20 protein-coding genes are annotated in these 26,321 nt (G+C 73.8%); all 20 read right to left on the bottom strand.

Annotation, left to right across the window (positions count from 1 at the left end; all coding sequences use genetic code 11):
• Positions 1–6: 6 nt before the first annotated feature.
• The 20 genes from ACFXMG_RS02670 to ACFXMG_RS02575 all read right to left on the bottom strand — a co-directional run bounded on the left by ACFXMG_RS02670 (position 7) and on the right by ACFXMG_RS02575 (position 26,261).
• On the bottom strand, positions 7–558 hold the full coding sequence (locus ACFXMG_RS02670; RefSeq protein ID WP_383816248.1) for a dTDP-4-dehydrorhamnose 3,5-epimerase family protein: 552 nt from the start codon (positions 556–558) through the stop codon (positions 7–9).
• Positions 555–1,820, bottom strand: coding sequence for a polysaccharide pyruvyl transferase family protein (locus ACFXMG_RS02665; RefSeq protein WP_383816247.1), 1,266 nt, complete (start codon positions 1,818–1,820; stop codon positions 555–557). Before ACFXMG_RS02665 ends, ACFXMG_RS02670 begins: the two co-directional genes overlap by 4 nt.
• Entirely contained in the window at positions 1,817–2,764 is a 948-nt protein-coding gene (locus ACFXMG_RS02660) for a glycosyltransferase family 2 protein (RefSeq protein ID WP_383816243.1), read from the bottom strand. The genes ACFXMG_RS02665 and ACFXMG_RS02660 overlap by 4 nt, the downstream gene beginning before the upstream one ends.
• A complete protein-coding gene (locus ACFXMG_RS02655) occupies positions 2,761–4,098 on the bottom strand; it encodes a hypothetical protein (RefSeq protein WP_383816240.1) in 1,338 nt (445 codons plus the stop codon). Before ACFXMG_RS02655 ends, ACFXMG_RS02660 begins: the two co-directional genes overlap by 4 nt.
• A 4-nt stretch (positions 4,099–4,102) precedes the next feature.
• A complete protein-coding gene (locus tag ACFXMG_RS02650) occupies positions 4,103–5,377 on the bottom strand; it encodes a DUF4910 domain-containing protein (RefSeq protein ID WP_383816237.1) in 1,275 nt (424 codons plus the stop codon).
• The gene (locus tag ACFXMG_RS02645; protein ID WP_383816234.1) at positions 5,374–6,399 is read right to left on the bottom strand and encodes an NAD-dependent epimerase/dehydratase family protein; all 1,026 of its coding nucleotides are present in this window, start codon (positions 6,397–6,399) and stop codon (positions 5,374–5,376) included. Before ACFXMG_RS02645 ends, ACFXMG_RS02650 begins: the two co-directional genes overlap by 4 nt.
• 3 nt (positions 6,400–6,402) lie before the next feature.
• On the bottom strand, positions 6,403–7,050 hold the full coding sequence (locus ACFXMG_RS02640) for a PIG-L deacetylase family protein (RefSeq protein WP_383816231.1): 648 nt from the start codon (positions 7,048–7,050) through the stop codon (positions 6,403–6,405).
• Positions 7,047–7,841: a glucose-1-phosphate cytidylyltransferase gene (locus tag ACFXMG_RS02635; protein WP_383816228.1), complete on the bottom strand. Its 795-nt coding sequence runs from the start codon at positions 7,839–7,841 to the stop codon at positions 7,047–7,049. The genes ACFXMG_RS02640 and ACFXMG_RS02635 overlap by 4 nt, the downstream gene beginning before the upstream one ends.
• On the bottom strand, positions 7,838–9,073 hold the full coding sequence (locus ACFXMG_RS02630; RefSeq protein ID WP_383816226.1) for a class I SAM-dependent methyltransferase: 1,236 nt from the start codon (positions 9,071–9,073) through the stop codon (positions 7,838–7,840). Before ACFXMG_RS02630 ends, ACFXMG_RS02635 begins: the two co-directional genes overlap by 4 nt.
• Positions 9,070–10,281, bottom strand: a complete 1,212-nt coding sequence (locus ACFXMG_RS02625) for a glycosyltransferase (RefSeq protein ID WP_383816223.1) — start codon at positions 10,279–10,281, stop codon at positions 9,070–9,072. The genes ACFXMG_RS02630 and ACFXMG_RS02625 overlap by 4 nt, the downstream gene beginning before the upstream one ends.
• A gap of 7 nt (positions 10,282–10,288) precedes the next feature.
• On the bottom strand, positions 10,289–11,530 hold the full coding sequence (locus ACFXMG_RS02620) for an O-antigen ligase domain-containing protein (RefSeq protein ID WP_383816221.1): 1,242 nt from the start codon (positions 11,528–11,530) through the stop codon (positions 10,289–10,291).
• Positions 11,520–13,073 (bottom strand): right-handed parallel beta-helix repeat-containing protein, encoded by a 1,554-nt coding sequence (locus ACFXMG_RS02615; RefSeq protein ID WP_383816409.1) that lies wholly within the window; start codon positions 13,071–13,073, stop codon positions 11,520–11,522. The genes ACFXMG_RS02620 and ACFXMG_RS02615 overlap by 11 nt, the downstream gene beginning before the upstream one ends.
• Before the next feature lie 66 nt (positions 13,074–13,139).
• Complete coding sequence (locus ACFXMG_RS02610) at positions 13,140–15,098, bottom strand: alginate lyase family protein (protein ID WP_383816218.1); 1,959 nt, start codon at positions 15,096–15,098, stop codon at positions 13,140–13,142.
• Positions 15,095–17,281: a bi-domain-containing oxidoreductase gene (locus ACFXMG_RS02605; protein WP_383816215.1), complete on the bottom strand. Its 2,187-nt coding sequence runs from the start codon at positions 17,279–17,281 to the stop codon at positions 15,095–15,097. The genes ACFXMG_RS02610 and ACFXMG_RS02605 overlap by 4 nt, the downstream gene beginning before the upstream one ends.
• A gap of 16 nt (positions 17,282–17,297) precedes the next feature.
• Positions 17,298–19,232, bottom strand: a complete 1,935-nt coding sequence (gene asnB / locus ACFXMG_RS02600; RefSeq protein ID WP_383816213.1) for an asparagine synthase (glutamine-hydrolyzing) — start codon at positions 19,230–19,232, stop codon at positions 17,298–17,300.
• A 3-nt stretch (positions 19,233–19,235) separates the two neighbouring features.
• Complete coding sequence (locus tag ACFXMG_RS02595; RefSeq protein ID WP_383816210.1) at positions 19,236–20,753, bottom strand: Wzz/FepE/Etk N-terminal domain-containing protein; 1,518 nt, start codon at positions 20,751–20,753, stop codon at positions 19,236–19,238.
• On the bottom strand, positions 20,750–22,159 hold the full coding sequence (locus ACFXMG_RS02590; RefSeq protein WP_383816208.1) for a polysaccharide biosynthesis protein: 1,410 nt from the start codon (positions 22,157–22,159) through the stop codon (positions 20,750–20,752). Before ACFXMG_RS02590 ends, ACFXMG_RS02595 begins: the two co-directional genes overlap by 4 nt.
• The gene (locus tag ACFXMG_RS02585) at positions 22,156–23,403 is read right to left on the bottom strand and encodes a glycosyltransferase family 4 protein (RefSeq protein ID WP_383816205.1); all 1,248 of its coding nucleotides are present in this window, start codon (positions 23,401–23,403) and stop codon (positions 22,156–22,158) included. Before ACFXMG_RS02585 ends, ACFXMG_RS02590 begins: the two co-directional genes overlap by 4 nt.
• A complete protein-coding gene (locus ACFXMG_RS02580; protein ID WP_383816202.1) occupies positions 23,393–24,709 on the bottom strand; it encodes a nucleotide sugar dehydrogenase in 1,317 nt (438 codons plus the stop codon). The genes ACFXMG_RS02585 and ACFXMG_RS02580 overlap by 11 nt, the downstream gene beginning before the upstream one ends.
• A 73-nt stretch (positions 24,710–24,782) precedes the next feature.
• Complete coding sequence (locus ACFXMG_RS02575; protein ID WP_383816199.1) at positions 24,783–26,261, bottom strand: sugar transferase; 1,479 nt, start codon at positions 26,259–26,261, stop codon at positions 24,783–24,785.
• Positions 26,262–26,321: the final 60 nt, after the last annotated feature.

Here is a 26,321-nt window from a genome sequence, read left to right as displayed (position 1 = left end):
CGGGCCTCAGCTCTCCTTCTGCTTCAGGGCCTCGGCGAGGCCGGGGGCCTCCCGGTCCCGCCGGGACATGGAGGTGACCGGCAGCGGCCACGGGATGGCGAGCTCCGGGTCGTCGAAGGCGATCGTCACGTCCTCGGCCGGGTCGTGGGGGCGGTCGATGCGGTACGAGACGTCGGCGGGCCCGGTCAGCGCCTGGAAGCCGTGCGCGCACCCCGCCGGGATGTAGAGGGTCGTCTGCGTCTCGTCGGACAGCTCGAAGAAGGCCCGGTTGCGGTAGGTCAGCGAGTCCGCCCGGAGGTCCACGACGACGTCGAAGATCCTCCCGTACGAGCACCGCACCAGCTTCGCCTCGCCGGCGCCGGAGCGCAGGTGCAGCCCGCGCAGCACGCCCCGGACCGAACGGGACAGGCTGTCCTGGACGAAGGCGTCCGGGTCGATGCCCACCGAGCGGACCACGTCGGCGTCGAAGGTGCGGCAGAAGGAGCCGCGTTCGTCGGCGTACGGGGTCGGCTCGAACAGGTACGCGCCGGCGATCTCCGGGACTTCGGTCGCTTTCATGGGGCCTTCCTCGGAACGGGGGCAGGGGCGTGATGGTGGAATTCGTCGCGGTCTTGGGTCGGGAACAGGGCCGCCGTCAGGGCCGTGAAGTGGTCCGACAGTTGCCGGGCGGCGACCTCGTTCCGTTCGGCTAGGGTCGCGCGCAGGTCCGCCGAGCGCTTCTCCAGCGCCCGGAACTGTTCGAGCAGCCGGCCGGCGTCGACCTCGCGCGCCGGATGGCGGTACGCGCCGAGCCCCATCCGCTCCATCAGCGCGTCGCTCTTCGCGGCGTAGCTGAGCGCGAGCGTCGGCGTCCCGGCCTTCAGCGCGCAGACCAGGTTGTGGTAGCGGGTCGCGACCACGGTGTCGGCCGCCGCCGCCTCCGCCATCAGGTCGGCGAGCGAGGCCGTCACGGCGGCGGTGACCAGCGGCGAGTCCACCGCGGCGAGGATCGCCTCGACTACCGGCGCGTCGCACGCGTCGCCCGTGAGCAGCCGTACCGACCGCCCCTCCTCGGCGAGCGCGCGGACGAAGGCCGTCGTCCCGTCGAGGTAGCGCCGATGGATCTCCTCGGCCCGAGCGCGGTCGTCGTTGCCGCCGTGGAAGGCCATGACGCCGACGCAGACCCGGCCCGTCGCACGCGAGGACGCACCTGGGGACGCGTCCGCCTCCGGGCCCGCCCCCGGCGTCGGGAGGGCGAACGCGAGGTCCGGGTGGACCTCGTCGCGCGCGGTGTCCACCCCCATCGCCCGCATCGCGTCGCGGGACAGCTCGTCCCGGTAGGAGCGGTACGCGGCCAGCCGTGCCGACCAGCGCACCAGGGCGCGGGTCGGCCGGTCGCGGATCGCGGCGGCGCCGACGCCGACCAGCGCGACCGGGGTACGGGACAGCCGGCCGGCCGCGCAGAGCAGGAACAGCGCGTACGGGAAGCCCCACGGCCGCAGCGGCAGCGTGGCCTCCAGGACGCCCATCCCGGGGACGATCACCACGTCGTGCCGGCGTACCCAGGCGGCGGTGCGGACGGCGTCGACGAGTTTGCCGAGGCCCTTGCCCGCGACCGCGCCCGCCCGCGACGCGGTCCGGTACTCGCCGCGGTACCAGTGCAGCCGTGTCGCGGGGATCCCGTACCGGGCCGTCACCGCCTCGGGGCCCCCGCACAGCGCGTCCACGACCGCGTCCGGGTGCGCGGCGCGCAGGTACCCGAGCACGGCCTCCAGCGAGCCGTCGTTGCCGAGGTTCCCCGAGCCGAGCAGGCCGAAGACCCCCACCCGTACCGGAGTCACGCCCGCCTGCCCTCGCGTCCCGCGACGAGCGCGTCGACGGAGACCGAAAGCTTCGCCGGGTCGACCGGGGCGCGGTCCTCGACCCGCTCGCCCGCGCCCGGCCGGGCCCGGCTGGCCGCCCACTCGGCCAGGTGCCGGTAGCAGGCGCGCCGGTCGGCAGGGGACAGCGGCGCCCGCCGGATCGCCGCGACGAAACCCCACACGTACTCGGCGAGCAGCCGCGGGGTCGGGTGCAGGAGGCCCGCCCGGCGCGGGTCCAGGTTGACGCACCGGGAGCGCTTGGACGGGTTGGCCCGCTCGGCCCGGGTGGGGTGGTCGCGGCGGAAGTACAGCAGCTCCGGCACCTGGTGGAAGGGGCCGTGCAGGCCGATCTCGGAGACGAACGTGCGGTCCGCGTGGTGGTAGCTGTCGTGCGGCTTCACCCGGCGCAGCACGTCGGCGCGCATCACGCCGTAGAAGTCGTCGCCGCCCGGCTCGAACAGCATGCTCCGGAAGCGCTCCGGCGCGGACGGGGAGGCGGTGGCGAGGGTGTAGTCGTACGGGACCTTCACCCGGCCGTCCTCGTCGATGACCGCCTGGTCGGCGTGGGCGAGGATCACCTCCGGCCGCTCGTCCAGGGCGTCGACGCAGCGCCGTAGCAGGTCCCGGGCGTACAGGTCGTCGTGCGAGGCCCACTTGAACAGTTCGCCGTGGCACTGGGTGAAGACGTGGTTGTGGTTCGGGGCGGCGCCGATGTTGCGCGGCAGGCGTAGGTACCGGATGCGCGAGTCCTTCTCCGCGTAGCGGCGGCAGATGTCCCGCGTACCGTCGGTCGAGGCGTTGTCGGAGACGACCAGTTCGAAGTCCTCGTAGGTCTGGCCGAGCAGGGCGTCGAACGATTCGGCGAGGTACTCCTCGCCGTTGTACACGGGCAGGCCGATGCTCAGCCGGGGTCGGGCGGTCATGAGGTCCTCACTTCGGGTACTTCCGGAACTTCGGGAACGTCGGGAGCATCTGACAGGTCGGCACGGTGGTTCCGGTGGTGCTCCCGCAGGGCGGAGCGGAGCTGGAGCCACCACACGGCGGAGCCGCAGAGGGTCGCGGCGGCGACGCCCCAGGCAGAGCCGGCGGTGCCGTACGCGGCGGCTCCGCCGAGCCCGCCGGTGACGTAGCAGGCGGAGGCGACCAGTTGGCTGCGCAGGCTGCGCCGGGCCGCGCCGAGCGCGCGCAGCCCGGCCGCCGCGCCGGTGCCGAGGCCGGCACCGGCGACGCCGAGCGTGACCGGCACGATGAGCTCCGAGGCGGCGCCCCAGACGTCGCCGAGCACGAACGCGCCGGCCCCGTCCGGGACGAGCAGCAGCGCCCCGCCCCAGAGCAGCGCGGCGACGGCCTGCCCGCCACCGAGGAGCAGGCAGAAGGCGCCGAGGCGGTGCGGGGCCCGCCGCAGCACCCGCGCCGCCTCCGCGACGGTGACCAGGGAGAGGCCCATCAGCACGGCGAGGAACGGGCCGAGGAGCAGCTCGGCGCCGCGGATCACCCCGACCGCGCCGACCCCGGCGATCACGCCGAGCCCGTACGCCCGCAGCTGGCTCGCGCCGCTGTTGGCGACGTTCTCGACCAGGTAGCGGGAGCCGAGGTCGCGGTGCTCCCGCAGCCACGCCCGCGCCCCGCCCGGCCGGGGCCGGATGCCGGACTGGAGCCAGCCGTAGACTGCGGCCACCGCGGCGGACGCGCCCCAGGCGAGCACGAAGGCGGCCACGCCGCCCACGCGGGTCGCCAGCACCATGGCCGGGACGAGCGCGATGCCCCAGACCAGGTCGTTGACGAACGCCTTCCGCCCGGCCCCGGCGGCGAAGAACGCGAACCGCCACGCGTCCATCAGGAGCAGTCCCGGCAGGACGACGCCGAGGCACGCGAACGCCGTGCCCAGGCCGCCGCCGACCACGAGGCCGACCACCAGGGACACGGCGCCGAGGGCGGCCCCGACGCCGAGCGCGGTGCCCGATGCCCGGGCCACCGCCGCCTGCCAGGCCGGGGCCGGCACGCCGCTGAAGCGCACCATGAGCGGGTCCGTGGCCAGGCCGCGCGAGACGTTGAGCACCACGCCGTACGTCAGCCAGGCCAGGCTGAACACGCCGAAGGCGGTCAGCCCGAGCGAGCGCGCCACGCAGATGCCCACGGCGAAGTTGGACAGGCTGGACACCGCCTGGTCGGCCAGTCCCCAGGACAGGCGCCCCGCCACGGCCCGCTTGGCGGTCCGCCGCTCCGCCGGTGTCGTCGTCTCCTCCTCGGTGCTCATCGCGTCAGACCTTGATCAGCCCGGCGGCGCCCAGCGCGTCGGCCGCGTCGGCGACCGTGTCGAACGGCAGCCCGGCACGCTCGGCGACGTCGAGCAGACTGTGCCCGCCGTCGGAGAGGCTCAGCACCCAGAGCATGGCCATCTGGGCCTGCTGGGCGTCGCTGCGCCCGCCGAGGGACGCGTACAACCCCCTTCGTCCCAGCTGGGGTTCGCCGTACGGGCTGAGGTTGACGTACGTCCGGTTGCGGTCGAGCACGGCGAACGCCTCGCGGCACACCGCGAGGGTGTCCTCCATCGCCTCGGGGGAGACGAAGTCCGGGTTGTCCGCCGAGGTGTGGTACTCGGGATAGCCGGCGTACGGCGTCCGGCTGAGCGAGCCCACGCCGAGGTCGAAGCCGGGCGAGCAGTACTGCCGCTCGTCGTAGCCGTACGGGGTGAACTCGGCGATGTGGTGCGGCCGTTCGGACGAGGTCAGGACGTGCCGCATCACCCGGTCGATCTCCGCGTCGCCGCGCCTGCTCCGCTTGTACGTCAGACGGCCCGGGTCCCCGGCGCAGGCCAGCACGAGCCCGTGCTTGACCCGCTCGATCCTCTCCCTGTTACGGGCGAGCCAGGTGATCGCCCCGATGGTGCCGGGCGCGTAGATGAACCGGTAGGTGTAGTACGGCGTCCGCTCCGCGAGCGCCCGGGCGAGGAACGTCGCCACCGCGATACCGGCCAGGTTGTCGTTGGCGAGCGAGGGGTGGCAGACGTGGCAGGAGACGATCACCTCGTCGGCGACCTGCCCGGGGACCACGTGCTCGGCGTAGGTGAGGTGCCCGTCTTCGAGCGTCGAGTCGACGCGCACCTCGTACGCGCCCTCCGGCAGCGCGTCCAGGGTCTCCTGGGCCAGGCAGAACCCCCACTGCGGCGTGTAGTAGCTGGTGCGGTACGGCACCCAGGACGGGTGGTCCGGCAGGGTGTGGAGGTGTCCGCGCAGCTCGGACAGCGGCATGGTCGCCGACACCGGCACGCTGTAGCCGAGCACGTGCAGGCTGGACGCGGCGAAGTCGACGACCCTCCGGCCCGTGGAGTCGGCGACGTACGCGTCCCGGATGTTCCACTCCTGCGGCACCGTCCAGTCGAGCACCTGGGTCCCGGTCGGCACCTCGTGGACCTGGAGGGGGACGTACTCGCCGACGATGTCCAGGGTGGCGCGCACCCCGTCGCCCGTGATGCTCCGGCACAGCGGGTACAGCCGCTCCACCAGCGCGTGCATCTCCTCGCCGGCCGTCGTCATCGGCGCCACCGCAGGGTGTCGTCGACGGTGCCTTCCCCGGTCGCCGCGCGCAGCACGGCGAGGCGGGTGAAGCGCCGCTCGAAGTCCTGGCGGGTCAGGCTGTGTTGCCGGTAGGCGTCGGCGAGTTCCAGCGCGCCGCGCTTCACCGACCACTCGCAGTCGAAGCCGGGGACCGCGGCGCGGAAGCGGGAGAAGTCCACGCGGTACGACCGCGGGTCGGCGCCGGTCTCCCCGGTGATCACCACCCGTGAGCCGTCGACCGCCTCGGCGACCTGCCCGGCGATCTCGGCGACCGTCACGTTGTTGGCCTCGCTGCCGATGTTGAAGGCCCGGTCGTGGACCGACTCCCGGGGCGCCGTCAGGGCGGCGGCGAAGGCGCGGGCGATGTCGGCGGCGTGCACCAGCGGGCGCCAGGGGGTGCCGTCGGAGAGCACCCGGACCTCGCCGGTCAGGAGCGCGTGGCCCACCAGGTTGTTCAGCACGATGTCGGCGCGCAGCCGGGGGGAGAAGCCGAAGGCGGTGGCGTTGCGCAGGTACACCGGGGTGAAGTCGCCGTCGGCCAGCGCGCGCAGGTCGTCCTCGACGCGCACCTTCGACTCGGCGTACGGCGTCACCGGGCGCAGCGGCGCCTCCTCGGACACCAGCTCGTCGCCGCCGGCGGCACCGTAGACCGAGCAGGTCGACGCGTACAGGAAGCGCCGCACGCCGGCGTCGCGGGCCAGCCGCGCCAGCCGTACGGAGGCGTGGTGGTTGATGTCGTAGGTCAGCTCCGGCGCCAGCGATCCCAGCGGGTCGTTGGAGAGTGCGGCCAGGTGGATCACGGCGTCCACCCCGGCCACGTGCTCGGCGGTGACGTCGCGCAGGTCCACCCGAGGCCCGGGCGGGTCCACGGGCCGGGGGCCGAGGACGCAGTCGGCGAACAGGCCGGAGTCGAGCCCGACGACCTCGTGCCCGGCGGCTTCGAGGACCGGGACCATCACGGTCCCGAGGTAGCCCTGGTGTCCGGTCAGCAGTACACGCACGTGTCATTCCCCCAGGTCGAGAGTGAGTTTGGTGACGTCGAACGCCTCGGCGTAGCGCGCGTGGCACTCGATGCCGCGGATCCGGGCGAGTCCGAGGAACGCCTCCCGGTCGTACCAGGGCCGGTGCCGCTGCGAGGGGTAGTGCTCCTGGAGCAGCCGCACCTTGTCCTCTGCGGTCTCCGGTGTCAGCGGCTGGTAGGCCGTGGGGCGGCCGAGGTCGGCGTCCCACTTGACGATCTCGTAGCCGAGCACCAGGTGGTCGCGGAACGCGGTGGGCATCAGCCGCGCCAGACCGCGGTGGTCCTGGTGCGCGTCGGCGGTGCGCGGGGCGAGCACGAGGTCCGGCTCCGTCCCCGCGCGCAGCTCCTCGACCGCGGCCTTGGCCTCGTCCCAGTACGCGGGCAGCCGGCCGTCCGGCAGCTTGAGCACGGTCAGCCGCAGGTCGGCGTCCGGGCAGAAGGCGGCGAGCGCGGCCCGCTCCTCCCGCTCCCGCTCGCCGCCCCCGCCGGTGAGGACCAGCGCGTCGACGCGGACGCCGGGCCGCGCCCGGCACAGCGTCAGCAGGGTCCCGCCGGCGCCGATGGCGATGTCGTCGCAGTGCGCGCCCACCGCCACGACCCGCTCCAGGGGCCCGGCCCCGAGCCGGATCACGCCCGGACCCCGGCGGCGGCCCGCTCCCACACGGCCCAGGGGCGGTCGCCCCGCGCGTAGGCGTCGTCGAGCGCCGCCCGCTCCTTCACCGTGTCGGTCGGCTTCCAGAAGCCGCGGTGCCGGTGCGCCACCAGCCGGCCCTCCTTCGCGAGCCCGGCGCAGCCGTCGGCGACCAGGTCCCCGTCCTCGGGTATGTGGTCGAAGACCTCCTGGCGGAGCACGAAGTAGCCGCCGTTCTCCCACAGCGGCAGCTCGCTCACCGGGGTGATGCCGCCCACCAGGCCGTCCTCGCCCAGGTCCACGCAGTGGAACGAGGACTGCGGCGGCACCACCATCATCGACGCGCCCGCGTCGCGCCGCGCGAACCGGTCGATCATCTCCGGCAGCGGGGCGTCGGTGAGCACGTCGGCGTAGTTGGCGAGGAACATCTCGTCGCCGTCCAGGTGGTGCCGCACCCGGCGCAGCCGCTCGCCGATCGGCGACTCGATGCCGGTCTGCGCGAACGTGATGCTCCAGTCGGCGATGTCGGTGGACAGCAGCTCGGTCCGCCCGCCGCGCAGCACGAAGTCGTTGGACGTCGTCTCCTCGTAGTGGAGGAAGAAGTCCTTGATGTGGTGGGCGCCGTAGCCGAGGCACAGGATGAACTCCTTGTGCCCGTAGTACGCGTAGTAGCGCATGACGTGCCAGATCAGCGGCCTCGGGCCGACCATCGCCATCGGCTTGGGCATGTCGTCGGAGGCCCCGGCGCGCATGCGCAGCCCGTAACCCCCGCAGAACAGGACGACCTTCATCGCGTCACCTCGACGATGCTCAGTTCCGGGATGGGGAAGACCAGACGGCCGCCCCAGTCGTGCACGAAGGACAGCTGCTCGACCAGCTCGTCGCGCAGGTTCCACGGCAGGACGAGCACGTAGTCCGGCCGGTCGGCGGCGATCCGCTCGGGCGGCAGGATCGGGATGCGGGTGCCCGGGGTGAACCTGCCGTGCTTGTAGGGGTTCCGGTCGACCGTGTACGCGAGCAGGTCGGGCCGGATGCCGCAGTGGTTGAGCAGGGTGTTGCCCTTGCCCGGGGCGCCGTAGCCGACGACCGTCTCGCCGCGGTCGGCCGCCTCGACGAGGAACCGCAGCAGGTCCCGGCGCACCTTGGCCACCCGGGCGGAGAACTCCGCGTACCCGGACAGCTCCTGGAGCCCGGCCGCCTTCTCCCGGTCCAGGACCTCGGCGACCCTGCGCGTCGGCTCGCCGGCCGCCTCGGACGGGCGGGCCCACAGGCGGATCGACCCGCCGTGCGTGGGCAGCAGCTCCACGTCCACCAGCGATAGCCCGCCGCTCGCCAGGGCCCGGATCGCGGACGCGACCGTGTAGTACTGGAAGTGCTCGTGGTAGATCGTGTCGTACTGGTTCTCCTCGATCAGGGTCAGCAGGTGCTGCACCTCGATCGAGACCCAGCCGTCGTCCGCGACCAGCGCCCGCAGCCCCCGGGTGAACCCGACGACGTCCGGGATGTGCGCGTACACGTTGTTGGCGACGACCAGGTCCGCCGCGCCGTGCCCGGCCCGCACCGCCGCCCCGGTGGCCTCGTCCAGGAACTCCGTGACCGTCGGCACGCCCGCCTCCCGCGCCGCCGCGCCGACGTTCACCGACGGCTCGACGCCGAGACAGCGGATCCCCCGGTCCACCACGTGCCTGAGCAGGTACCCGTCGTTGCTCGCGACCTCGACCACGAACGAGTCCGGCCCGAGCCCCAGCCGCTCCACCGCGCCCGCGACGAACGTCCGCGCGTGCTCCACCCAGGACGTCGAGTACGAGGAGAAGTACGCGTACTCCTTGAACGTGTCCTCCGGCGTGATCAGCGGCGGGATCTGCGCGAGCCAGCAGTCGGTGCAGACCCGCAGGTGCAGCGGGTACGCGGGCTCGGGCAGGTCCAGCTGGTCCGCGGCGAGAAAGCTCTCGCACGGCGGGGTCGCCCCCAGGTCGACGACGCTCCCCAGCGCCGCCGAACCGCAGAGTCGGCACCGTGTCATTGACTGCCCCCCATCGATTCCGTCCGCCCCGCGATCGCGGCGCGGTACTCCTCCACCAGGCGCTCCAGCCCGACCGCCGGGCTGAAGAACCGCTCGTAACGCAGCCGGGCCGCCCGGCCCATCTCCCGGTCGCGGGCCCGGCCGGCCGCCACCTCGCGCAGACGGGACGCGAGCGAGGCGGGATCGCCCGGACGGTGCAGCAGCCCGGTCACCCCGTCCTCGACGAGCTCCACGAACGCGCCGTGACGGGCGGCGACGGCCGGTACCCCCGCCGCCATCGCCTCCGCGACCACCAGACCGAAGGTCTCCAGGGACAGCGAGGGCGCCACCACGGCCACCGACCGCGCGACGGCCTCCCGGCACTGGACCGGGTCGTACAGGCCGACGTACCGCACGTCGTCCCGGTCCGCCGCCCACGCGGCCACCTCGCGCTCCAGCGGCCCCGCGCCCGCGATCACCAGCGGCACGCCCACACCGCCGCCCGCCGCGACCTCGTCCCACGCGGCCATGAGCAGCCGTACGCCCTTGGCCTCCGCGAGCCGCCCGAGGAACAGCAGATGGTCCCCGGCGCCCGTGCGGCCCGTACCCGGATCGGGTACGAAGTTGTGCTTCACCACCAGCCGTTCGGCCGGCATGCCGGACCGCACCAGGACGTCGCGCTGCGCCGCGGAGATGCAGAAGAACCGCTCCACCCCCGACCACCACCGCCGCCGGTTGACCGCCAGACCGACCGCCAGCGGCACCGTCGCCAGCCGGGAGTTCCGGTAGCAGCCGTGCCGGACGGCGGGCAGCGGCACCTTCGGCCCCACGCACTCGCCGCACGCCCGCCCGTCCCGGTGCAGCGTGCCCGGCGGGCACACCTGCGTGTAGTTGTGCAGTGTCGCCACGACCGGCACGGCCACGTCGGCGCAGGCGGCCAGCACCGCGGGCGACAGCAGCGGGAACACGTTGTGGACGTGCACCACGTCCGGCCTCCCGGCCCGCAGCCGGGCTGCGAGCTCCGTCCGGACCGCCGGGTTCCACGGCACGAGCAGCGGCACCGCCACCTTGCCCAGCAGCGACCGGGCGGCGATGTCGTCACTGCGCCGCTCGAACAGCTCGACCTGGTGGCCGGCCGCCCGCAGCAGCCCGACCTCCTCGTCGACGACTCTGTTCTCCCCGCTCGGCTGCGCCGAGGAGTAGCGGTTGTGCACCACAAGGACACGCATGTTCAGGTCACCTCCTGGCCCATCGCGGGACGTGTCGTGGGGGAAGCCCGCCCGCCACCGGGGGAGCCGCCGGGTGAGCCGCCTGCGGAGCCGTGGTGGGGACCACCAGCAGCGAGGCGGCCAGGGCGAGATGCAGCAGATAGGCCGAGGCGTCACCGAGCCCGACCTCGGTGTACGAGGAGAGCGCGCAGTAGCTGATCAGGAAGATCGCGCAGGCCCTCGGCAGCGACGGCGGGCGCAGCAGCGCGACGCCGCCCAGGACGACGAGGAGCGCCGCCACGAGGCTGACGCCCAGCAGACCCTGCTCGTGGTAGACGGCGAGCCAGCTGTTGTCGATCGGCAGCCCGTCGAAGGACTTGTCGCCCAGGCCCACCCCGAACAGCCGCTCGCCCGCCGTGCGGGGCGCCGCCAGCAGGGCGTCCCAGACCTTCGCCCGGCCGGTGAGGTTGGAGAAGTTCTCCTGGCTCTGCCCGCGCAGGAACCACGCCCGCAGCGCGGAGCTGAACACCAGCGCGGCCACCGTGGCGCACAGCACCGCCCAGGCGAAGACCTTGCGAGCGGCGGCGCTGGTCAGGAAGAGCGAACCGATCGCCAGCCCCAGCCCGATCAGCAGCCCGAGCGTGGCCGTACGGGTATGGGTCATGGCGAGCAGGACCAGGGACGGCACGACGACCACCGCCGCGCCGAACGGGGTGGTCCTGCGGCCCAGCAGGAGCAGCACGGTGAGCCCGATGACCACCGCCGCGTACTGCCCGATCTGCGGCGGGGTGAGCGGCCACAGCGCGCCGACCAGCCGCCCGCCGTAGTACTCGGGCATCGCCGTGCCCGGCGCGACGACCAGGCCGGCGGCCACCAGCCCCAGCACCGCGACGTACATGCGGATGTGGTGCCGGACGAAGGTCAGGCCGCCGTCCCACCAGCGGGTGAGCAGCCACAGGGTGGCGACGAAGAGCGTCAGCCGGGTACACCGGAACAGCGCGCCCAGCCCGACCTCCAGATGCACGCTGGCGATCACGCTCGGCACCAGCAAAAGGGTCAGCAGGAAGACGAAGGCGCTGGGCCGGACGCGCAGCGGACGGTTGACGGCCAGCGCCAGCGCGAACGCGACGACCAGCGCGCCCATGGTGAGCATCTGGATCAGCGAGCGGGGGATCGGGACGACGGTCTTCGCCCCGGCGGAGCCGAGGGTGTTGAGGGCCAGCAGCGCCCAGGCCACCCCGACGATCCTCGGCGTGCTCTCAGCGGTCATCCCCGTCACCCCCCTGCGCGAGGAACGTGCTGCCCGCGTCCTGCCCGTACGGCGCCGCCCGCCACTGCCCGGCGTCCAGGTTCCGTCCCGGGTCGCGGGCGGTGAACGTCCAGGGCCCGACGTAGACGTTGTCGTGCCAGCGGTTCTCCTGCCGATGGGTGATCGCCTCGGCCACCCCTCCGCCCCGGTACGGCGACCAGTCCGGAGCGCTGCCCTGGTTGGCCAGCACCGCCATCCGGCCGCACGCCCCGGCGCACCCGGCGGCGGACTCGCCCAGCACGAAGCGGTTGTGGTGGACGTCCACCCGCCGGGTCTTCCAGCGGCAGTCGGAGTGGAGCGGCGCGGAGGCGATCGCGGGCGGGGCGCAGCGGGCCGGATCCTTCACCAGGAGCGTGCAGTAGTCGGCCGAGGTGTTCGACGGGCTGTTGCAGAACCGGTCGGCGTCCTCCCACAGCGTGATGCCCGACCAGTTGTCCTCCAGCACGTTGCCGTGGATCTCGATCCTGTCCGTGCGGGCCGGGACCCGCGGCTCGCCGCCGGACTCGGAGACGTAGACGGTCCCGTACGGGAAGTCGTCGCCGGTCTCGGCGGCCGCACGGCCCTCGACCTGGCCGTTCCGCCGGATCGTGTTGTTCCGGACGACCGCGTTGTAGCTGATCTCGTAGATCAGCGCGGCGCCGTCGTTGGCCTCCAGCACATTGCCCTCGAAGAGGAAGTCGTTGTTGTTCGTGTCCGCCCACAGCCCGGCCCCGCGGTTGTCGTGCACCCAGTTGCCACGGATGTCGGCACCGTCGACGGCCCAGAACTTGATGCCCCCGGTACAGCCGCAGCCCGGCTGCCGCCGCTCCCAGTCGTCGGTGTTGTTGCCCGTGATCTCGTTGCCCTCCACGACCAGGCCCCGGATCGAGTCACCGGTCTTGTACGCGTTCATCCCGTACTGGCCGTTGCCGCGCAGGCAGCTGGCGCGCAGGTGCTGACGGGCGCCGGCCATCAGCCCGGCACCGGAGTTGTCCTCGATCCGCGTGTGCTCGATCACCCACCCGTCGGCCATGTCGTGGTTGACCACGCCCTCGTCCTTCGGCGCGGCGAAACCCCGCACGGTCAGATGGCGGAGGGCGACGGCGGGGGCGGTGCCGCCGAACGCGTACTGGTTGACCCTCCGGCCGTCGAGCACCGCGCCCGGCGCGCCCACGTACCGGTTCCCCTCCTTGGTCTCGACCTGCGCGTACGGCTCCGGGGCGAGCGTGTGCGTCCCCGGCCGGAGCCAGAACGTGGTGCCGGGCGGGCTGCTCTCGGTCTTCGCCGCGAGGTCGCCGACGACCCCGGGGTCGACGGTCACCGCGCCCGCGGGCGGCGTCGCCGGGCCGGGGGTTGGCGCGGCGCACACACGGGCCAGGGCGGGGGAGGGCGCGCCGGGCGTGGAGGTGTCTGATGCGGAGGTCCCGGGCGCCTTCGACGGGGTGCCCGGGGTGCCGGGCGCGCCCGCCGTGCCTGTACAGCCGGTCGCCGCCGCCAGCGACAGCACCGACAGCACCGACAGCATCAGCGGCACCAGAGGTGCCCTCGGCACCCTCCGGTGCCGCCGCTCTGTCACCACGCGTTCCTCCCCCTAGCCGTGGAACCTGAGGACGGTGGTGAACCCCGCCATGCCGTCGGCGGTACCGGTGCCGACGAGCGCGGTGGCGGGTTCCTTGCGCCCGAAGCCGGGGGAGTACCAGCCCAGCGGCGGGGCGCTCTCGCCGCGGTGCGCCCGCCAGGACAGCTCCTCGGGCAGCTCCAGCACCGCGGAGCGGTCCTCGCCGTCCCGGCTCCACGTCAGCACGGCCCGGTTGTCCACCAGCTCCGCGCCGACCGTGGGGCCGAGGTGGAAGGCGAGGCGTAAGGGCCCCCGGCCGCCGTGCACCTCGTCGACCACCCGGAGCTCCCGGCTCGCGGCGGTCAGCTCCACCCGGCGGCGGTGCACCACGCCCTCGTAACCGTCGTGTTCGGCGCACCAGCGGGCCACCGGCCCACCGGAGGCGTCCGCGACGAGGACGCGGGTGCGGGCGTGCCGGGTCCACAGGAACGGGCCGCCGGAGACGGACTGGTCGGCGCCGTCCCACTGGAGGGTGTTGTGGGCGAGGGTGGAGCGGAAGTACCGCCGCCACTCGGGCTGTCCGTGGTAGCAGTACGTCCCCGGGTCGGCGAGCACGTCGACCCCGTCGTGGCGGACCTCCACGGACAGGGCGTCCGCGTGGGCGTGCGCCGCGATGGACAGGAAGCCGTGCGGACCGCCGTCGCAGCGGCACCAGATCCCGTCCGGGCCGCGCAGGATGGTCAGGCCCGCGTCGGCGAAGTGGGCGGGCCGGCTCGACGGGCGGGTCACGACCGGTGTCGTCCCCGGCTTCGCGTACGGCCGCAGGAGCGCGGCGAGCAGCGGTGTGCGCACGTCGGTGCCGGTCACCTCCGGCCACCAGGGGAGCCGGCCGAAGACGGCGTCCCCGGTGGCCAGCAGCGAGCCCCAGCGGTCGGTGCCCGCCCCGTCCACGATCAGGCCGTGCCCGTCGTCCGCGTCGCCCTGGCGCGGCGGCCGGAGCCGGCCGTCCACGACGGCGGCGAGCGCGTCGGTCATCCGCAGCAGCACCAGCCGGGCGGTCGCGGGCACCGGCACGCCGGCGGTGTCGGCCTCGGCCAGCGCGGCCAGGCCGAGTTCGAGGACGAGGCCGTGGTACTCGGTGGCCAGTTCGCGGTTGAGGCCGGACGGGAAGGTGTTGCTCCGCAGGTGCTTCTCCAGCGAGCGCAGCGCGTCGTCCCGCCACCGCGCCGACGAGGGGAACCAGCCGAACGCGCAGGACGCGGCGAACTGCCCGGCGGCCTCGGCGACGATGTGGTTGTTCGCCGAGGACCCCCGGCTGGGGAAGGCGGCCAGCCAGCGCTGGTGGTGCCAGATCTGGCCCACCGCCACCGGGTTGTCCTCGAACAGCGCGGCCGCCCCCGGCCAGCCGTCGAGCAGCCGCCGGATCCAGACCCAAGACAGGAGCCGGATGCCCAGTTCGATGCCGCTGGTCCAGTGCACCCCGCGCAGCGGCGCGTTCGCCGCCCACCACGAGCGCAGGTGCTCGGCGACGCGCTCGGCGTACCGCTCGTCCCCGGTGAGGGCGTAGGCGGCGGCGAGCACGGTGAGGTACTGGTGCCGGGACAGCTCCCAGATCTGCTTGATGTCCCCGACCGCCTCCTCGTCCCGGTACGGCACGTCGAAGGCGTAGCCCCACGGGGCGCGGCGGCCGGTCTTCGGGTCGTACCACCAGTCCGGGTCGGCCAGGTCGTCGCGTTCCACCCCGAAGTACTCCGCGTGCCCGGCCATCAGCCGGTCCGCCTCGGCGACGAGCCGCTTCGCCGCGTCCGGCGGCACCGCGGCGAGCGCCCCCGGCGGGAGGACCGCCGTGAACCGGGCGCCGGTCACGCCGGGGCGGGCCGGGCGCGCCGACCGCCACCGCCGCCTGCGCACCGCGTCGCCCACCCGGCCGCCGACCTCGCGCGGCCCCATCCGGGACAGCCGTCGCAGGTACCAGCCCGTGCTCATGGTCATCGCGCCGCCGCCGTCGTCACCGGTACGCCGGCGGCCAGCGAGGCGCCGACGGCGAGGGTGGCCGCCGTCGTGGCCACCAGAGACTCCAGCGGCACCGGCATCGGCCCGCCGGTCCGTACGGCCCTGACGAACGCGGCCAGCTCGGCGGACTGGCCCTTGTCGCGGGCCTTCGGCAGCCGCGAGCTCACCCACCGCTTGGGCCCGTGGACCGAGGCGCGGACGAAGTCGTCGAGCCGCAGCACCCTGCCGTCCGCGAGGAGGTCGAGCGTCTCCTTGGGGAAGCCGGACGCGCCGCTGGTCACGTAGCTGAGGGTGGCGGTGGACCCGTCCGGGTAGCCGAGGACCACCTGGAGGTCCTCGTTGCCGGGCGTGGCCGCCGCGTACACGGAGACCGGGTCGGCCCCCAGCAGCCAGCTCGCCGTGTCGATGAAGTGCCCGCCCTCGCCCTCGAACCGCGAGCCCTCGGAACCCTGCCGGAGGTACCAGCTGCTGTGGTCGAGCCGGCCCGCGTTGACGAGGTACCGGAGGCTCGCCGGGCCGGTCCGGGCCCCGAACCGCTCCTTGGCCTCCCGCAGCAGCGGCGCGAACCGGCGGTTGAAGCCCACCTGGAGGCGGTCGTTGCCGGACTCCTCCACGGCCTTGAGCACCCCGGCCAGCTCGTCCTCGCTGAGCGCCAGCGGCTTCTCCACGAAGACCGCCTTGCCGGCGAGCAGCGCCCGCCGGGTCAGCTCGGCGTGCGAGCTGTGGCGGGTGACGACGAACACCGCGTCGACGGACGGGTCACCGAGCACGGCGTCGAGATCCGTGGTGGCCCGGGCGAAGCCGAACTTCCGCTCCGCGTTGGCGGCGGACAGCGCCGTCGTGGTGACGACCGTGGACAGCTCGACGCCGTCGCGCCCGGCCAGGTGCGGCAGCAGCATCGACGTCGCGTAGTTCCCCGCGCCGACGAACGCGAGGCGCACCGGCCGCCCGGTGATCCGGGCCGGGGCGGGCGCCCCGGCGGCGCGCCGCACCGAGGGCACGGCCACCGAGGGCGCCTCCGCCGGCGTCTCCGCGGTCTCCCCGGGGTACCGGAACAGCACGGCCACGGCCCTCAGTTCGCCGTCCGTCAGCCGCCGGTACGTCTCCACGGCGTCGTCGAACGGGGCGACGTGGGACACCAGGGGCTCCACGTCCACGCTGCCCCGGGCCATGAGGTCGAGGAAGCAGGCGAGGTTGCGGCGCTCGGTCCAGCGCACGTAGCCGATCGGATAGTCCCGGCCCTCCAGCTCGTACTCCGGGTCGTAGCGCCCGGGGCCGTAACTGCGGGAGAAGCGGACGTCCAGCTCCTTCTCGTAGTACGCGTTCCACGGCAGGTCCAGGCGGCACTTGCCGATGTCGACGACCCGGCCGCGGTCCCGGCACAGCCGGGCGGCCAGCTCGACGGGCTGGTTGCTGCCGCCGCCGGCCGCCAGGTACACCTGGTCCACGCCGTGGCCGCCGGTGAGTTCGGCGACCGCGTGCTCCACCGCCGCCGAGTCGGGGTCTCCGCAGGCCGCCGCGCCCAGGCGCTCGGCGAGCGTGCACCGCGCCGGGTCGGGGTCGACGCCGACGACCCGGACGCCCGAGGCGGCGAGGAGCTGCGTCACCAGCTGCCCGATCAGCCCGAGGCCGATGACCAGCGCCACCTCGCCGAGCCGCGGCTCGCCCTGGCGGACGCCCTGGAGCGCGATCGACCCGACGGTCCCGAAGGCCGCGTGGCGGGCCGCGAGGCCGTCCGGCACCGGGGTGTAGAGGTTCTTCGGCACCCAGTTCAGCTCGGCGTGCAGCGCGTGCTCGTTGCCCGCGCAGGCCACCAGGTCGCCGACCTTCACGTCGTCGATCCCGGCGCCGACCCGCTCGACCACCCCGCACAGCGAGTAGCCGAGCGGCGTGTAGGAGTCCAGCTTGCCCATCACCTTGCGGTAGGTGGCGGGCACCCCGTTGGTGGCCACGCTCTGCACGACCTTGGCCACCTGGTCGGGCCGGGAGCGGGCCTTGCCGACCATCGACATGCCCGCCTCGGACACCTTCATCAGTTCGGTGCCGGTGGATATCAGGGAGTAGGCGGTCCTGACCAGCACTCCGCCCGGCTTGCAGCCGGGCACCGGCACGTCGAGCAGCGCCAGCTCGCCGCTCTTGTAGTTCTGCACTACCTGTTTCACCGAAGTCCTCTTGTCTCTACGCAGTGAGGGAAGGGCTCTGGCCGGCCTTGGAGGTCGCGCCGCGGTACCAGTACTCGAGGGTCAGCACGTGCCACAGATGCTTGGAGTAGTCGCGGTGTCCGGCCGCGTCCTCGGCGACGAGCCGCTGGAGCGCGTCGCGGCGCAGCAGCCCGGAGCGGACCAGCTCGCCGTCGTGCACCACCTCGCGCACCAGCGGCGCGAGATCCCGGCTCATCCAGGCCCGCAGCGGGGCGCTGAACAGGCCCTTGGGCCGGTACACGATCTCCCGGGGCAGGATCGAGGACGCCGCCTCCTTGAGGACGGCCTTGCCCTGCCGCCCGACGATCTTGCGGTCGCCGGGTACGGCGAACGCCGCCCTGACCACCTCGACGTCCACGAACGGCACCCGCACCTCGGTCGACGCGGCCATGCTCGACCGGTCCGTGTACGCGAGGTTCAGCCCCGGCAGGAACATCCGGGCGTCGCCCAGGCACATGCGGTTGACGAAGTCGTCGAGATCGTTGTCCCGGTAGACGTCCGCGTGCTCGGTCAGCACGTCGTCGACCGTCCCGGCCAGGTCCGGATCGACCAGGGCCAGCAGCTCCGCCCGGTCGTACATGGTGTAGCTGCGGCGGAACGCGGTCTCCTCCGGCAGGTCGGCGAAGGAGAGGAACCGCTTCGCGAAGCGCACCGACCGGTACCCCCGGCGCGCCGAGGCGACCGGCAGCCGGTCCACGGCCCTCGACAGGCCGCGCCGCAGGGGCCGGGGGACGCGCTGGTAGCGCAGCGCGAGCAGGTTGGCCAGGTGCTTGCGGTACCCGGCGAACAGCTCGTCCGCCCCCATCCCCGAGAGCATCACCTTCACCCCGGCCTCCCGGGCGGCCGAGCAGATCAGGAAGGTGTTGATCGCCGCCGGGTCGCCGATCGGCTCGTCCAGGTGGTACGTCATCCGCGGCAGCAGTTCCAGCACGTCCGGCGCGATCTCGATCTCGTGCAGGTCGACGCCGAACCGCTCGGCCACCTGCCGGGCGTACCGCAGGTCGTCCGGCATCGCCTCGAACCGGGCGTCCTCGGCCCGGAACCCGATCGTGTACGCGGAGATCCCCGGCTGGTCGCGGGCCGCCAGCGCGGTCAGATAGCTGGAGTCGAGACCACCGGAGAGGAAGGTCGCCACCGGGACGTCCGACAGCAGGTGGCGCCGGGTCGACTCCTCGACGACTGCGGCCAGATCCGGCACCTCGCCCGCCCGGGCCCGGTCCCGCCCCTCGGCGGCGACGTCCCTCAGGTTCCAGAACCGCCCGCGCTCCACCCGCCCGTCGGGCCGGCACCGCAGCCAGCTCCCCGGCGGCAGCTTCTCCGCCTCGCGGAACGCGCACCGGGAGTCCGGCACCCAGTAGTACAGCAGCGAGGCCACCAGCGCCGCGTGGTCCACCTCCAGCGACCCGCCCGTCACGGCGGCGAGCGCCTTCAGCTCGGACGCGAAGACCAGACCCCCGCCCCGCCGGAGCAGGAACAGCGGCTTGATGCCCAACTGGTCCCGGGCGAGCACCAGTTCACCCGTGCGCTCGTCGAAGACCCCGAACGCGAACATGCCGCGCAACCGGGGCAGACAGTCCGTGCCCCAGCGCCGCCACGCCTCCAGGACGACCTCGGTGTCCGACGTACCCCGGAACCGCGCCCCGGCGGCGGCCAGTTCGGCCCGCAGCCCGGGCGCGTTGTACAGCTCGCCGTTGTACGTCAGGACCAGCCCGTCCGAGACCATCGGCTGGGCGCCCGTCCCGGACAGGTCGATGATGGCCAGCCGGCGGTGCCCCAGGTGCACCTCGCCGTCACCGACGGGGTGGCTGTAGCGGCCCTCCCCGTCCGGACCGCGGTGGGCGAGGGTGTCGGTGAGCCGGTCCGCCACGGCCTTCCCGTCCGGCCAGCGGTACGTGCCTGCGATGCCACACATCTCCTACCGTGCCTCCTGGTCGCTGTCCGGGACCCGCGCCGCCCACATCGGCAGCCGCTCCGTCCGCCACCGGCCCTCCCCGTCGTGAGGGACCGGCCGTTCCTCCTGCCCGAGCGCCGCGAGCCCCGGCCCGTCCCACAGCGTCCCGTCGGTCCGGTCCCGCGGATCGGGATCGACCAGCACCACACCGACCACCGGAACGCGCTGGTCCGCGAGCTGCCGCGCCACGGTGTGCAGCCACGCCGCGCTGCTGTGCCCGGCCCGCACCACGAGAACCGTCCGGGCGCCGAGATACGGGAGATCGGCCCACGCCGCACCGGGCGCCACCGAGCCGACGCCGACCCTGCGCTCCCGGTACGACAGCTCCGTGACCCGGTCGCCGGTGACCACGGCCGGATCACCCGGCTTCGGGCGGCGCCCGGCGAGCGGCAGACCGGGCAGACCGTCGACGACGACCACCGGCCCGTCCGCGCCCAGCGCCGCCGCGAGGTCCAGGGCGAGCGCGCCCGTCACGCGCGCGCAGCCCAGCTCCAGCAGCGACAGCGGCTCCGCCGAACCGCGCACGGTACGCGCCAGGGACCGGGTGAGCCGCTCGTGCCCCGCCCGGACCGCACGCCGCCGCCAGGGCCCGGCCGGGCGGGGCAGCTCCCCGACGACCGAGGCGCCGAGGTGCACCGCGATCTCCCGCCGCAGCACCGGGCGGTCCGCCACCACCGTGCCGACCGCGGCCACCGCGAGCCCGAGGGCCAGCCCGAGGACGACCCCGATCGCCGCGTTGGTGGCCGCGCTCTTCGGCAGGGAGTGCCGCACCGCGCGCGGCGCGTCCACGATCTGCGTCCCGGCGATCAGATGGGGCGTGCCGACCCGCGCCTCCGCGGCGCGCTGGTCGAAGTCGGAGATACGGGACGTGAGTTCGGCCCGGCGGGCGAAGAGCGACTCCATGTCGGCCGACGCCTCCGGCCCCTGCTCCCGCGCCCCCTCCCCGATCGTCTCGTTGACCCCGGCGAGCTCGTCCCGCATGCGGTCGCGCTGGTCGAGCAGCGCCTTCGCCTCGGCGTCCGCCGCCTCCCGGATCCGCCGCACATGGTCCGCGACGAACGCGTCGGCCAGCGCCCCGGCCCGGGCCACCGCCTCCGCGTCGCTGTCGCCCGACACCGTGATCTGGAGCAGGTTGTTCGTCAGACCCAGACCCTCGTAGTCCCGCATGAACTCCTCCGGATCCACCGGGGACTTGAGCGACCGCAGCGCCTCACCGGCGATCCGCGTGGTGTGCAGCAGCGCGACATCGGTGCGGATCAGCGTCCCGGGGTCGTTCGGCTGGTCCTCCTGATGCGCGACCAGCAGCTTGGCCGTCGCCGTCGGCGGCGGCACCAGCAGGAACGACAGTGCCACGCCGACGAGCAGCCCGAGCAGCGCCAGCGACGACCAGAGACGGCGCCTCCCGCGCACCGCCACCACCAGCGTCTGGAGGTCGATCAGCGGAGCCGCGGCCGGCGGCTCCGGAGCCGTACGCCCACTCACCGCACACCCCCCGCCGCGTCGCCGCTCGCCACGGACGCCGGGGTCCCGGCGTGCCGGGACCGGCCGGAGCCACGCGCCGGACGCCCCCGGACCACCCCGGCCAGGACGACACCGACGACGTCCTGCCCCGCGTCCCCACACGCCTCGGCGATGCCGCCGAGCTCGCCCGAGGTCCAACTGCCCGGACTGACCACCACCAGGACACCGGACTCGTCGTCGCGGTCCGGCAGTATCGGATGCGACGCCGTCACCCCCACCAGCCGCAGCATCGGGAAGCCCTGCCCCGGGGCGCCCGGCGCACGACCGCTCCCGGCCTCGGCGACGAGCTCCCCGGCGGCCCGGTGGGCGACCTCGTCGCCGTCCGGCACGACGACCAGGAGCCGCCGGGGAGCCGGCACCTGCTCCCGGAGCCGGGCGCACACCCGCCGGTAGCGGATCCGCCGGTCCGCCTCGTCGCCGGAGGCCCGGGGCGCCGGGACGTCCCAGCGGACGTCGAGCCCCAGCAGCCGGCGGAACCAGGCCCGCGGGCCACGACTGCCCGCAGGCCGGTGCGCGGGCCTCCCGCCGGACACGTCGACGGTGCCGACCAGCGCCGTGCCCAGCGCGGCGGCGATCTCCGGCTCGGTCCGCGGCCGGCGGCTCATCCGCGCGGCGGCGAGATGCCCGACCACCGCGAGCAGCAGGAACAGCAGCGCCCCGGCGGCGACGAGCTGCGTCCTGGTCGGCGGCGCCTCACCGGCCGGCCGGGCCGCCGGCCCCATCACGACCATGGCGGCCCTCCCGGACCGGTCGGCCGCCGGGTCGGTCTCGTCCAGCTTGGTGAGGGCGTCACGCAGCGCCGTACGCAGCTTCTCCAGCTCCGTACGGGCCTGCACGCTCTCCACCGTCCGCCCAGGGTCGGCCGCGTCGGCCAGCTCGGTGATGCGGCGGCCTGTCTGCTCGACCGTCTTCCGCAGCGTCTCCAGCCGCGTCGCCGCCTCGGGATCGGCGTCGCCGCCGACGATCCGCGCGGCGAACGCGACGAACTGCTCGGCCATCCGGTCGGCGAGCCGCTGCGCGCGCTCCGGGGTGTCCGCCGTCCCCGTGATCCTGATGATGTTCCCCTCGGCGGCCTCCGCGCTCACCCGCTCCCGCAGCTCGATGCCGTCGACCCCGCTCCAGCCGAGCCCGTCGGCCACCCGGTCCACCACCACCGAACTGGTCGCGACCTCCGCCTGCGTCACCAGCTCGCGCTCCTCCCACGACCCCGGCAGCAGCACCGACACCGACGTCGTGTAGCGCGGCGGGATCAGCAGCGAGGTGCCGTGGCCGACGAGCGCACCCACCACGGCGAGGAGGACGAGGAGCCGCCCGCGCCGACGGAGAATCCGCCCGATGGTGACCAGGCGTATCGTGTCGTCGCTCAACTGCGCGACCTCGTCCCCGCCCGGCCCGGAGCGCCCCCCGACACCGCGGCGGCGTAGGCGGCGAGCAGCGCCCGCTGGGAGTTCCGCCAGGCCAGCGGCCCGCCGATCCGCTCCTGCCCGATCTTCCCCATCAGGGCCCGCTTCTCCGGGTCGTCGAGCAGCAGCGCGACGAGCCGGGCGAACTCCGACTCGTCGTTCGCGGGCGCGTAGACGGCGGCGTCACCGGCGGAGACGCGCGCCTCCCGCAGGTCGAAGGAGACGATCGGCCGGCCCATCACCATGTACTCCAGGACCTTGTTCATGGTCGACACGTCGTTGAGCGGATTGCGCGGGTCGGGGGAGAGACACACGTCGGCGGACGACAGGTAGCGCACCAGATCGGCGTCCGGCACCCGCCCGGTGAACTCCACCTGCTCCGAGAGCCCCAGCCGCCGGGACAGTTCCACCATCGCGTCGAAGGTGTCACCGCCGCCGACGAACACCGCGTGCCAGTCGGTACGTCCACACTCGTCGCGCAGCTTCGCGAGGGCCCGCAAGGCGTAGTCGACACCGTCCTGCGGCCCCATCACCCCCAGATAGCACAGCAGATGGGGCTTGCCCCGCTTCAACTCCGGCTCGGCGGGCACGGGATGGAACCGGTCGGTGTCGGGCGCGCTGCGCACCACGAACACGTCCTCGGGCCGCCGGCCGCCACGGCGCACCGCGACGTCCCGGTAGCTCTCGTTCGTGGCGAGCACCACGTCCGCCGCCCGGTAGGTCATCCGCTCCAGCGCGCACACGGCCCGGTGCAGCAGGTCCTCACCCCGGCCGAACCGCGACAGGTACAGCTCCGGCACCAGGTCGTGCTGGTCGAACACGAACCGCGCCCCGCGCCGCTTCAGCCACCGCGCCGGAAGGAACAGCAGGTCGGGCGGGTTGCAGGCGTGCACCACGTCGACCGGTCCGACCCGCCGGGCCAGCCGGAACGTGTGCCACAGCGCGGAGCCGTACTCCCGCAGATAGCCGGCCGGGCCACCGGTGGCCGCCCGCAGCGGGTAGCGGTGGATCCGCACCCCGTCGATCACGGCCTCCGGTTCCGTGTCCCGCTTGCCGCCCGCGGGACAGATGACGTGCACCTCCCAGCCCGCGTCCCGGAGCGTCGTGCACTCCTGCCACACCCGCCGGTCGAACGGCACCGACAGGTTCTCCACCAGGATCAGCGCACGCCGGCCGTGCCGGTCGCCGCTGGTCGCTTCACCAAGCAAGGCCCACGTACCCAGGTTCGGCCCGGCGCGCGTCGGCGTCGGGAAGGTGGATGAGATCGACGATCACCGGCTCGCCCCCGTGGGGCAGCGCCGCCAGGACGGCCGGGTCCCTGGTCCCCACGAGGCACACCTCGGCGTGCTCCAGCACCTCGTCGACGGAGTCCGCGAGCAACTGCGCGAGGTGCGGCAGCCGGGTCTCGATGTACTCGCGGTTCGCGCCCAGGAGCCGCGACAGGTTCACGTTGGCGTCGTGGATCCGCAGGTCGTACCCCCGGCCGAAGAGCCGCTCCGCCAGCTCGACCAGCGGGCTCTCGCGGAGGTCGTCGGTGCCGGGCTTGAACGAAAGACCGAACAGGCCCACCCGGCGCTTCCCGGTCCGCTCGACCAGCTCCACCGCACGCTGGAGGTGGTCGGCGTTGGAGGGCAGCACATGGGACAGGATGGGCACCGACACGTCGGCCCGCTGCGCCGCGTGGACCAGGCTGCGCAGGTCCTTGGGCAGGCAGGAGCCGCCGAAGGCGAAGCCGGGCCGCAGATAGGCGGGGCTGATGTTCAGCTTGCGGTCGGCCAGGAACACGTCGATGACCTGGTGCGAGTCCACCCCGAGCGCCCGGCACACCGCGCCCAGCTCGTTCGCGAAGCCGATCTTGAGGCCGTGGAAGGCGTTGTCCGCGTACTTGATCGCCTCGGCCGTCGGCACCGGCACCCGGAACACCTCGCCGGGCAGCCCGTCGTACAGCGCCGCCACCACGTCGCCGCTCGCCGGGTCCAGCTCGCCGACGACGGTCTTCGGCGGATCGAAGAAGTCCCGCACGCTCGTGCCCTCGCGCAGGAACTCCGGATTGACCGCCACCCCGACGTCCACGCCGGCCGTGCCGCCGACGTACTTCTCCAGGATCGGCACCAGCAGGTTCAGGCAGGTCCCCGGGAGCATGGTGCTGCGGAAGACCACGGTGTGCCGCCCGCCCCGCTCGGCGAGCGCCGCGCCGATCTCCTCGGTGACCCGCTCCAAGTACGTCGTGCACAGGCTGCCGTTGGGCTCCGACGGCGTCCCCACACAGACCAGAGACACCTCACTGGCCAGGATCGCCTCGCGCACGTCGGCGGTGGCGCGCAGCGCCCCCTTCGCCACGACCTCGGCGACGAGCTCGCCGATCCCCTCCTCGACCACCGGCGCCCGGCCGTCGTTGACCAGATCGACCTTCACCGGGTTCACATCGACCCCGATGACCTCGTGCCCCAGACTGGCCAGGCACGCGGCCGACACGCAGCCCACGTAGCCGAGCCCGAAAACGCTCACCCTCATGACCCGCTCCTCCCCCCGGGCAGACCCTTCCGGCCTGCCCTCCACGTGCCGGTCGGACGACGAACTCCTTGCATCAGTAGGCCCCTTGACCATGGATCACCGCACGCAGCGTCTTCCAGAGGATCACCGTGTCCAGGGCGAGCGACCAGTCCTCCACGTACCGCAGGTCCAGCCGCACCGCCTCCTCCCACGACAGGTCGCTGCGCCCGCTGATCTGCCACAGCCCGGTGAGGCCGGGCTTGACCAGCAGCCGCCGCCGGATGTCCGGGCTGTACGCGGCGGACTCCTCCGGCAGCGGGGGCCGCGGCCCGACCAGCGACATGGACCCGGTCAGGACGTTGACGAGCTGCGGGAGCTCGTCGAGCGAGTACCGGCGCAGCACCGCCCCCACCCGGGTCACCCGCGGATCCCGCCGCATCTTGAACAACAGCCCCGCGCCCTCGTTGAGTTGGGCCAACTCGTCACGGGCCCGGTCGGCCCCCGCGACCATGGTGCGGAACTTGAGGATCATGAACTCGCGCCCGTCCTTGCCGACCCTCCGCTGGCGGTAGAACACCCCGCCCCGGCTGTCCACGAGCACGAGCACCCCGACCGCCACCATCAGCGGCGCGAGCAGCACCAGCAGCACCGCCGCGCCCAGCCGGTCGACGACCTCCTTGACCGCCCGGCGGCCGCCGGTGAAGGCCGGCATGCTGACCCGCAGCAGCGGGATCCCCAGCACCGCGTCGACGTGCAGCCGGGGTCCGGCCACCTCCATCAGCACGGGCGCCACGACCATCTCGGCGTCACTGCCCTCCAGGTTCCAGGCAAGCCGCCGCAGCCGGTTCGGCGACCAGTGCGGGTCCGGCGTGACCGCCACGACCCGGAAGCCGTCGCGGTGCACGTGGTTGGCCACGTCCGCCAGCCGGCCGACGACCGGCACCCCGTCCAGCTGGTCCCCGTCGGGCCCCAGCCCGTCCGTCGTGCACACCGCGTCCACCCGCCAGCCGAGGTGCGGGAACTTGCGGGTCCGGTTGATCAGATCACGGACGGTGGCCATGCTCCCGGCGGCGAGCACCGGACGCAGACACCGTCCCTCCTTACGCTGCTTGTGCAGCCACAGCCGCAGCAGATACCGCGCGGTCATGGTGACGAGCGCGATCGCCGGGATCGCGACGAAGATCCAGAGTTTGATGTTGCGCGAGGTGAGGGCGATCCCGCCGAGCGCCAGCACGACGGTCGCCATGAACAGGGAGCGGCCCAGCCGCCGGAACTCCTCGGCGCCCTGTCCGAGCACCGCCGGAGCCCACGACCGGCTCACCGCGAGCGCCCCCAGCACCAGAAGTTCGGTGCCGAAGGCCAGAATGCCCCACTTCTCATGCCAGTTGGCCGCGTCCCGCGCCCCGAAGAAGTCGCCTATCGTCGCCACGACGAAGGCGGTGGCCAGCGTGTCGCTGGTGATCACGGTACGTCGGTACCGCTGCTCCCAGTCCATGGCCGGCCTGCTGATGGTCCCGTTCGCCAGACGCTCGCGCGCAGACGGAAACGGGCTGAGTAATCCCCCTTGCCGCACAGAACCCCCCAGGTCCCCAGTGGTTCGACGTGTTCGCCAAGCACTGTTCCTCAGCCCGGG

Origin of the sequence: Streptomyces sp. NPDC059201 (genome assembly GCF_042754585.1) — a bacterium.
Classification (GTDB): domain Bacteria; phylum Actinomycetota; class Actinomycetes; order Streptomycetales; family Streptomycetaceae; genus Streptomyces.
Note: the sequence above shows the minus strand (reverse complement) of the source record. Positions and strands in the feature narration are given on the sequence as shown.

Excerpts from the sequence above, each read along its gene's own strand:
- ACFXMG_RS02670 (WP_383816248.1), bottom strand. The coding sequence starts at position 558 with ATGAAAGCGACCGAAGTCCCGGAGATCGCCGGCGCGTACCTGTTCGAG.
- ACFXMG_RS02615 (WP_383816409.1), bottom strand. The coding sequence starts at position 13,073 with ATGCTGTCGGTGCTGTCGGTGCTGTCGCTGGCGGCGGCGACCGGCTGT.
- ACFXMG_RS02580 (WP_383816202.1), bottom strand. The coding sequence starts at position 24,709 with ATGAGGGTGAGCGTTTTCGGGCTCGGCTACGTGGGCTGCGTGTCGGCC.
- asnB (WP_383816213.1), bottom strand. The coding sequence starts at position 19,232 with ATGTGTGGCATCGCAGGCACGTACCGCTGGCCGGACGGGAAGGCCGTG.
- ACFXMG_RS02620 (WP_383816221.1), bottom strand. The coding sequence starts at position 11,530 with ATGACCGCTGAGAGCACGCCGAGGATCGTCGGGGTGGCCTGGGCGCTG.
- ACFXMG_RS02660 (WP_383816243.1), bottom strand. The coding sequence starts at position 2,764 with ATGACCGCCCGACCCCGGCTGAGCATCGGCCTGCCCGTGTACAACGGC.
- ACFXMG_RS02630 (WP_383816226.1), bottom strand. The coding sequence starts at position 9,073 with ATGACACGGTGCCGACTCTGCGGTTCGGCGGCGCTGGGGAGCGTCGTC.
- ACFXMG_RS02625 (WP_383816223.1), bottom strand. The coding sequence starts at position 10,281 with ATGCGTGTCCTTGTGGTGCACAACCGCTACTCCTCGGCGCAGCCGAGC.
- ACFXMG_RS02650 (WP_383816237.1), bottom strand. The coding sequence starts at position 5,377 with ATGACGACGGCCGGCGAGGAGATGCACGCGCTGGTGGAGCGGCTGTAC.
- ACFXMG_RS02610 (WP_383816218.1), bottom strand. The coding sequence starts at position 15,098 with ATGACCATGAGCACGGGCTGGTACCTGCGACGGCTGTCCCGGATGGGG.
- ACFXMG_RS02635 (WP_383816228.1), bottom strand. The coding sequence starts at position 7,841 with ATGAAGGTCGTCCTGTTCTGCGGGGGTTACGGGCTGCGCATGCGCGCC.
- ACFXMG_RS02655 (WP_383816240.1), bottom strand. The coding sequence starts at position 4,098 with ATGAGCACCGAGGAGGAGACGACGACACCGGCGGAGCGGCGGACCGCC.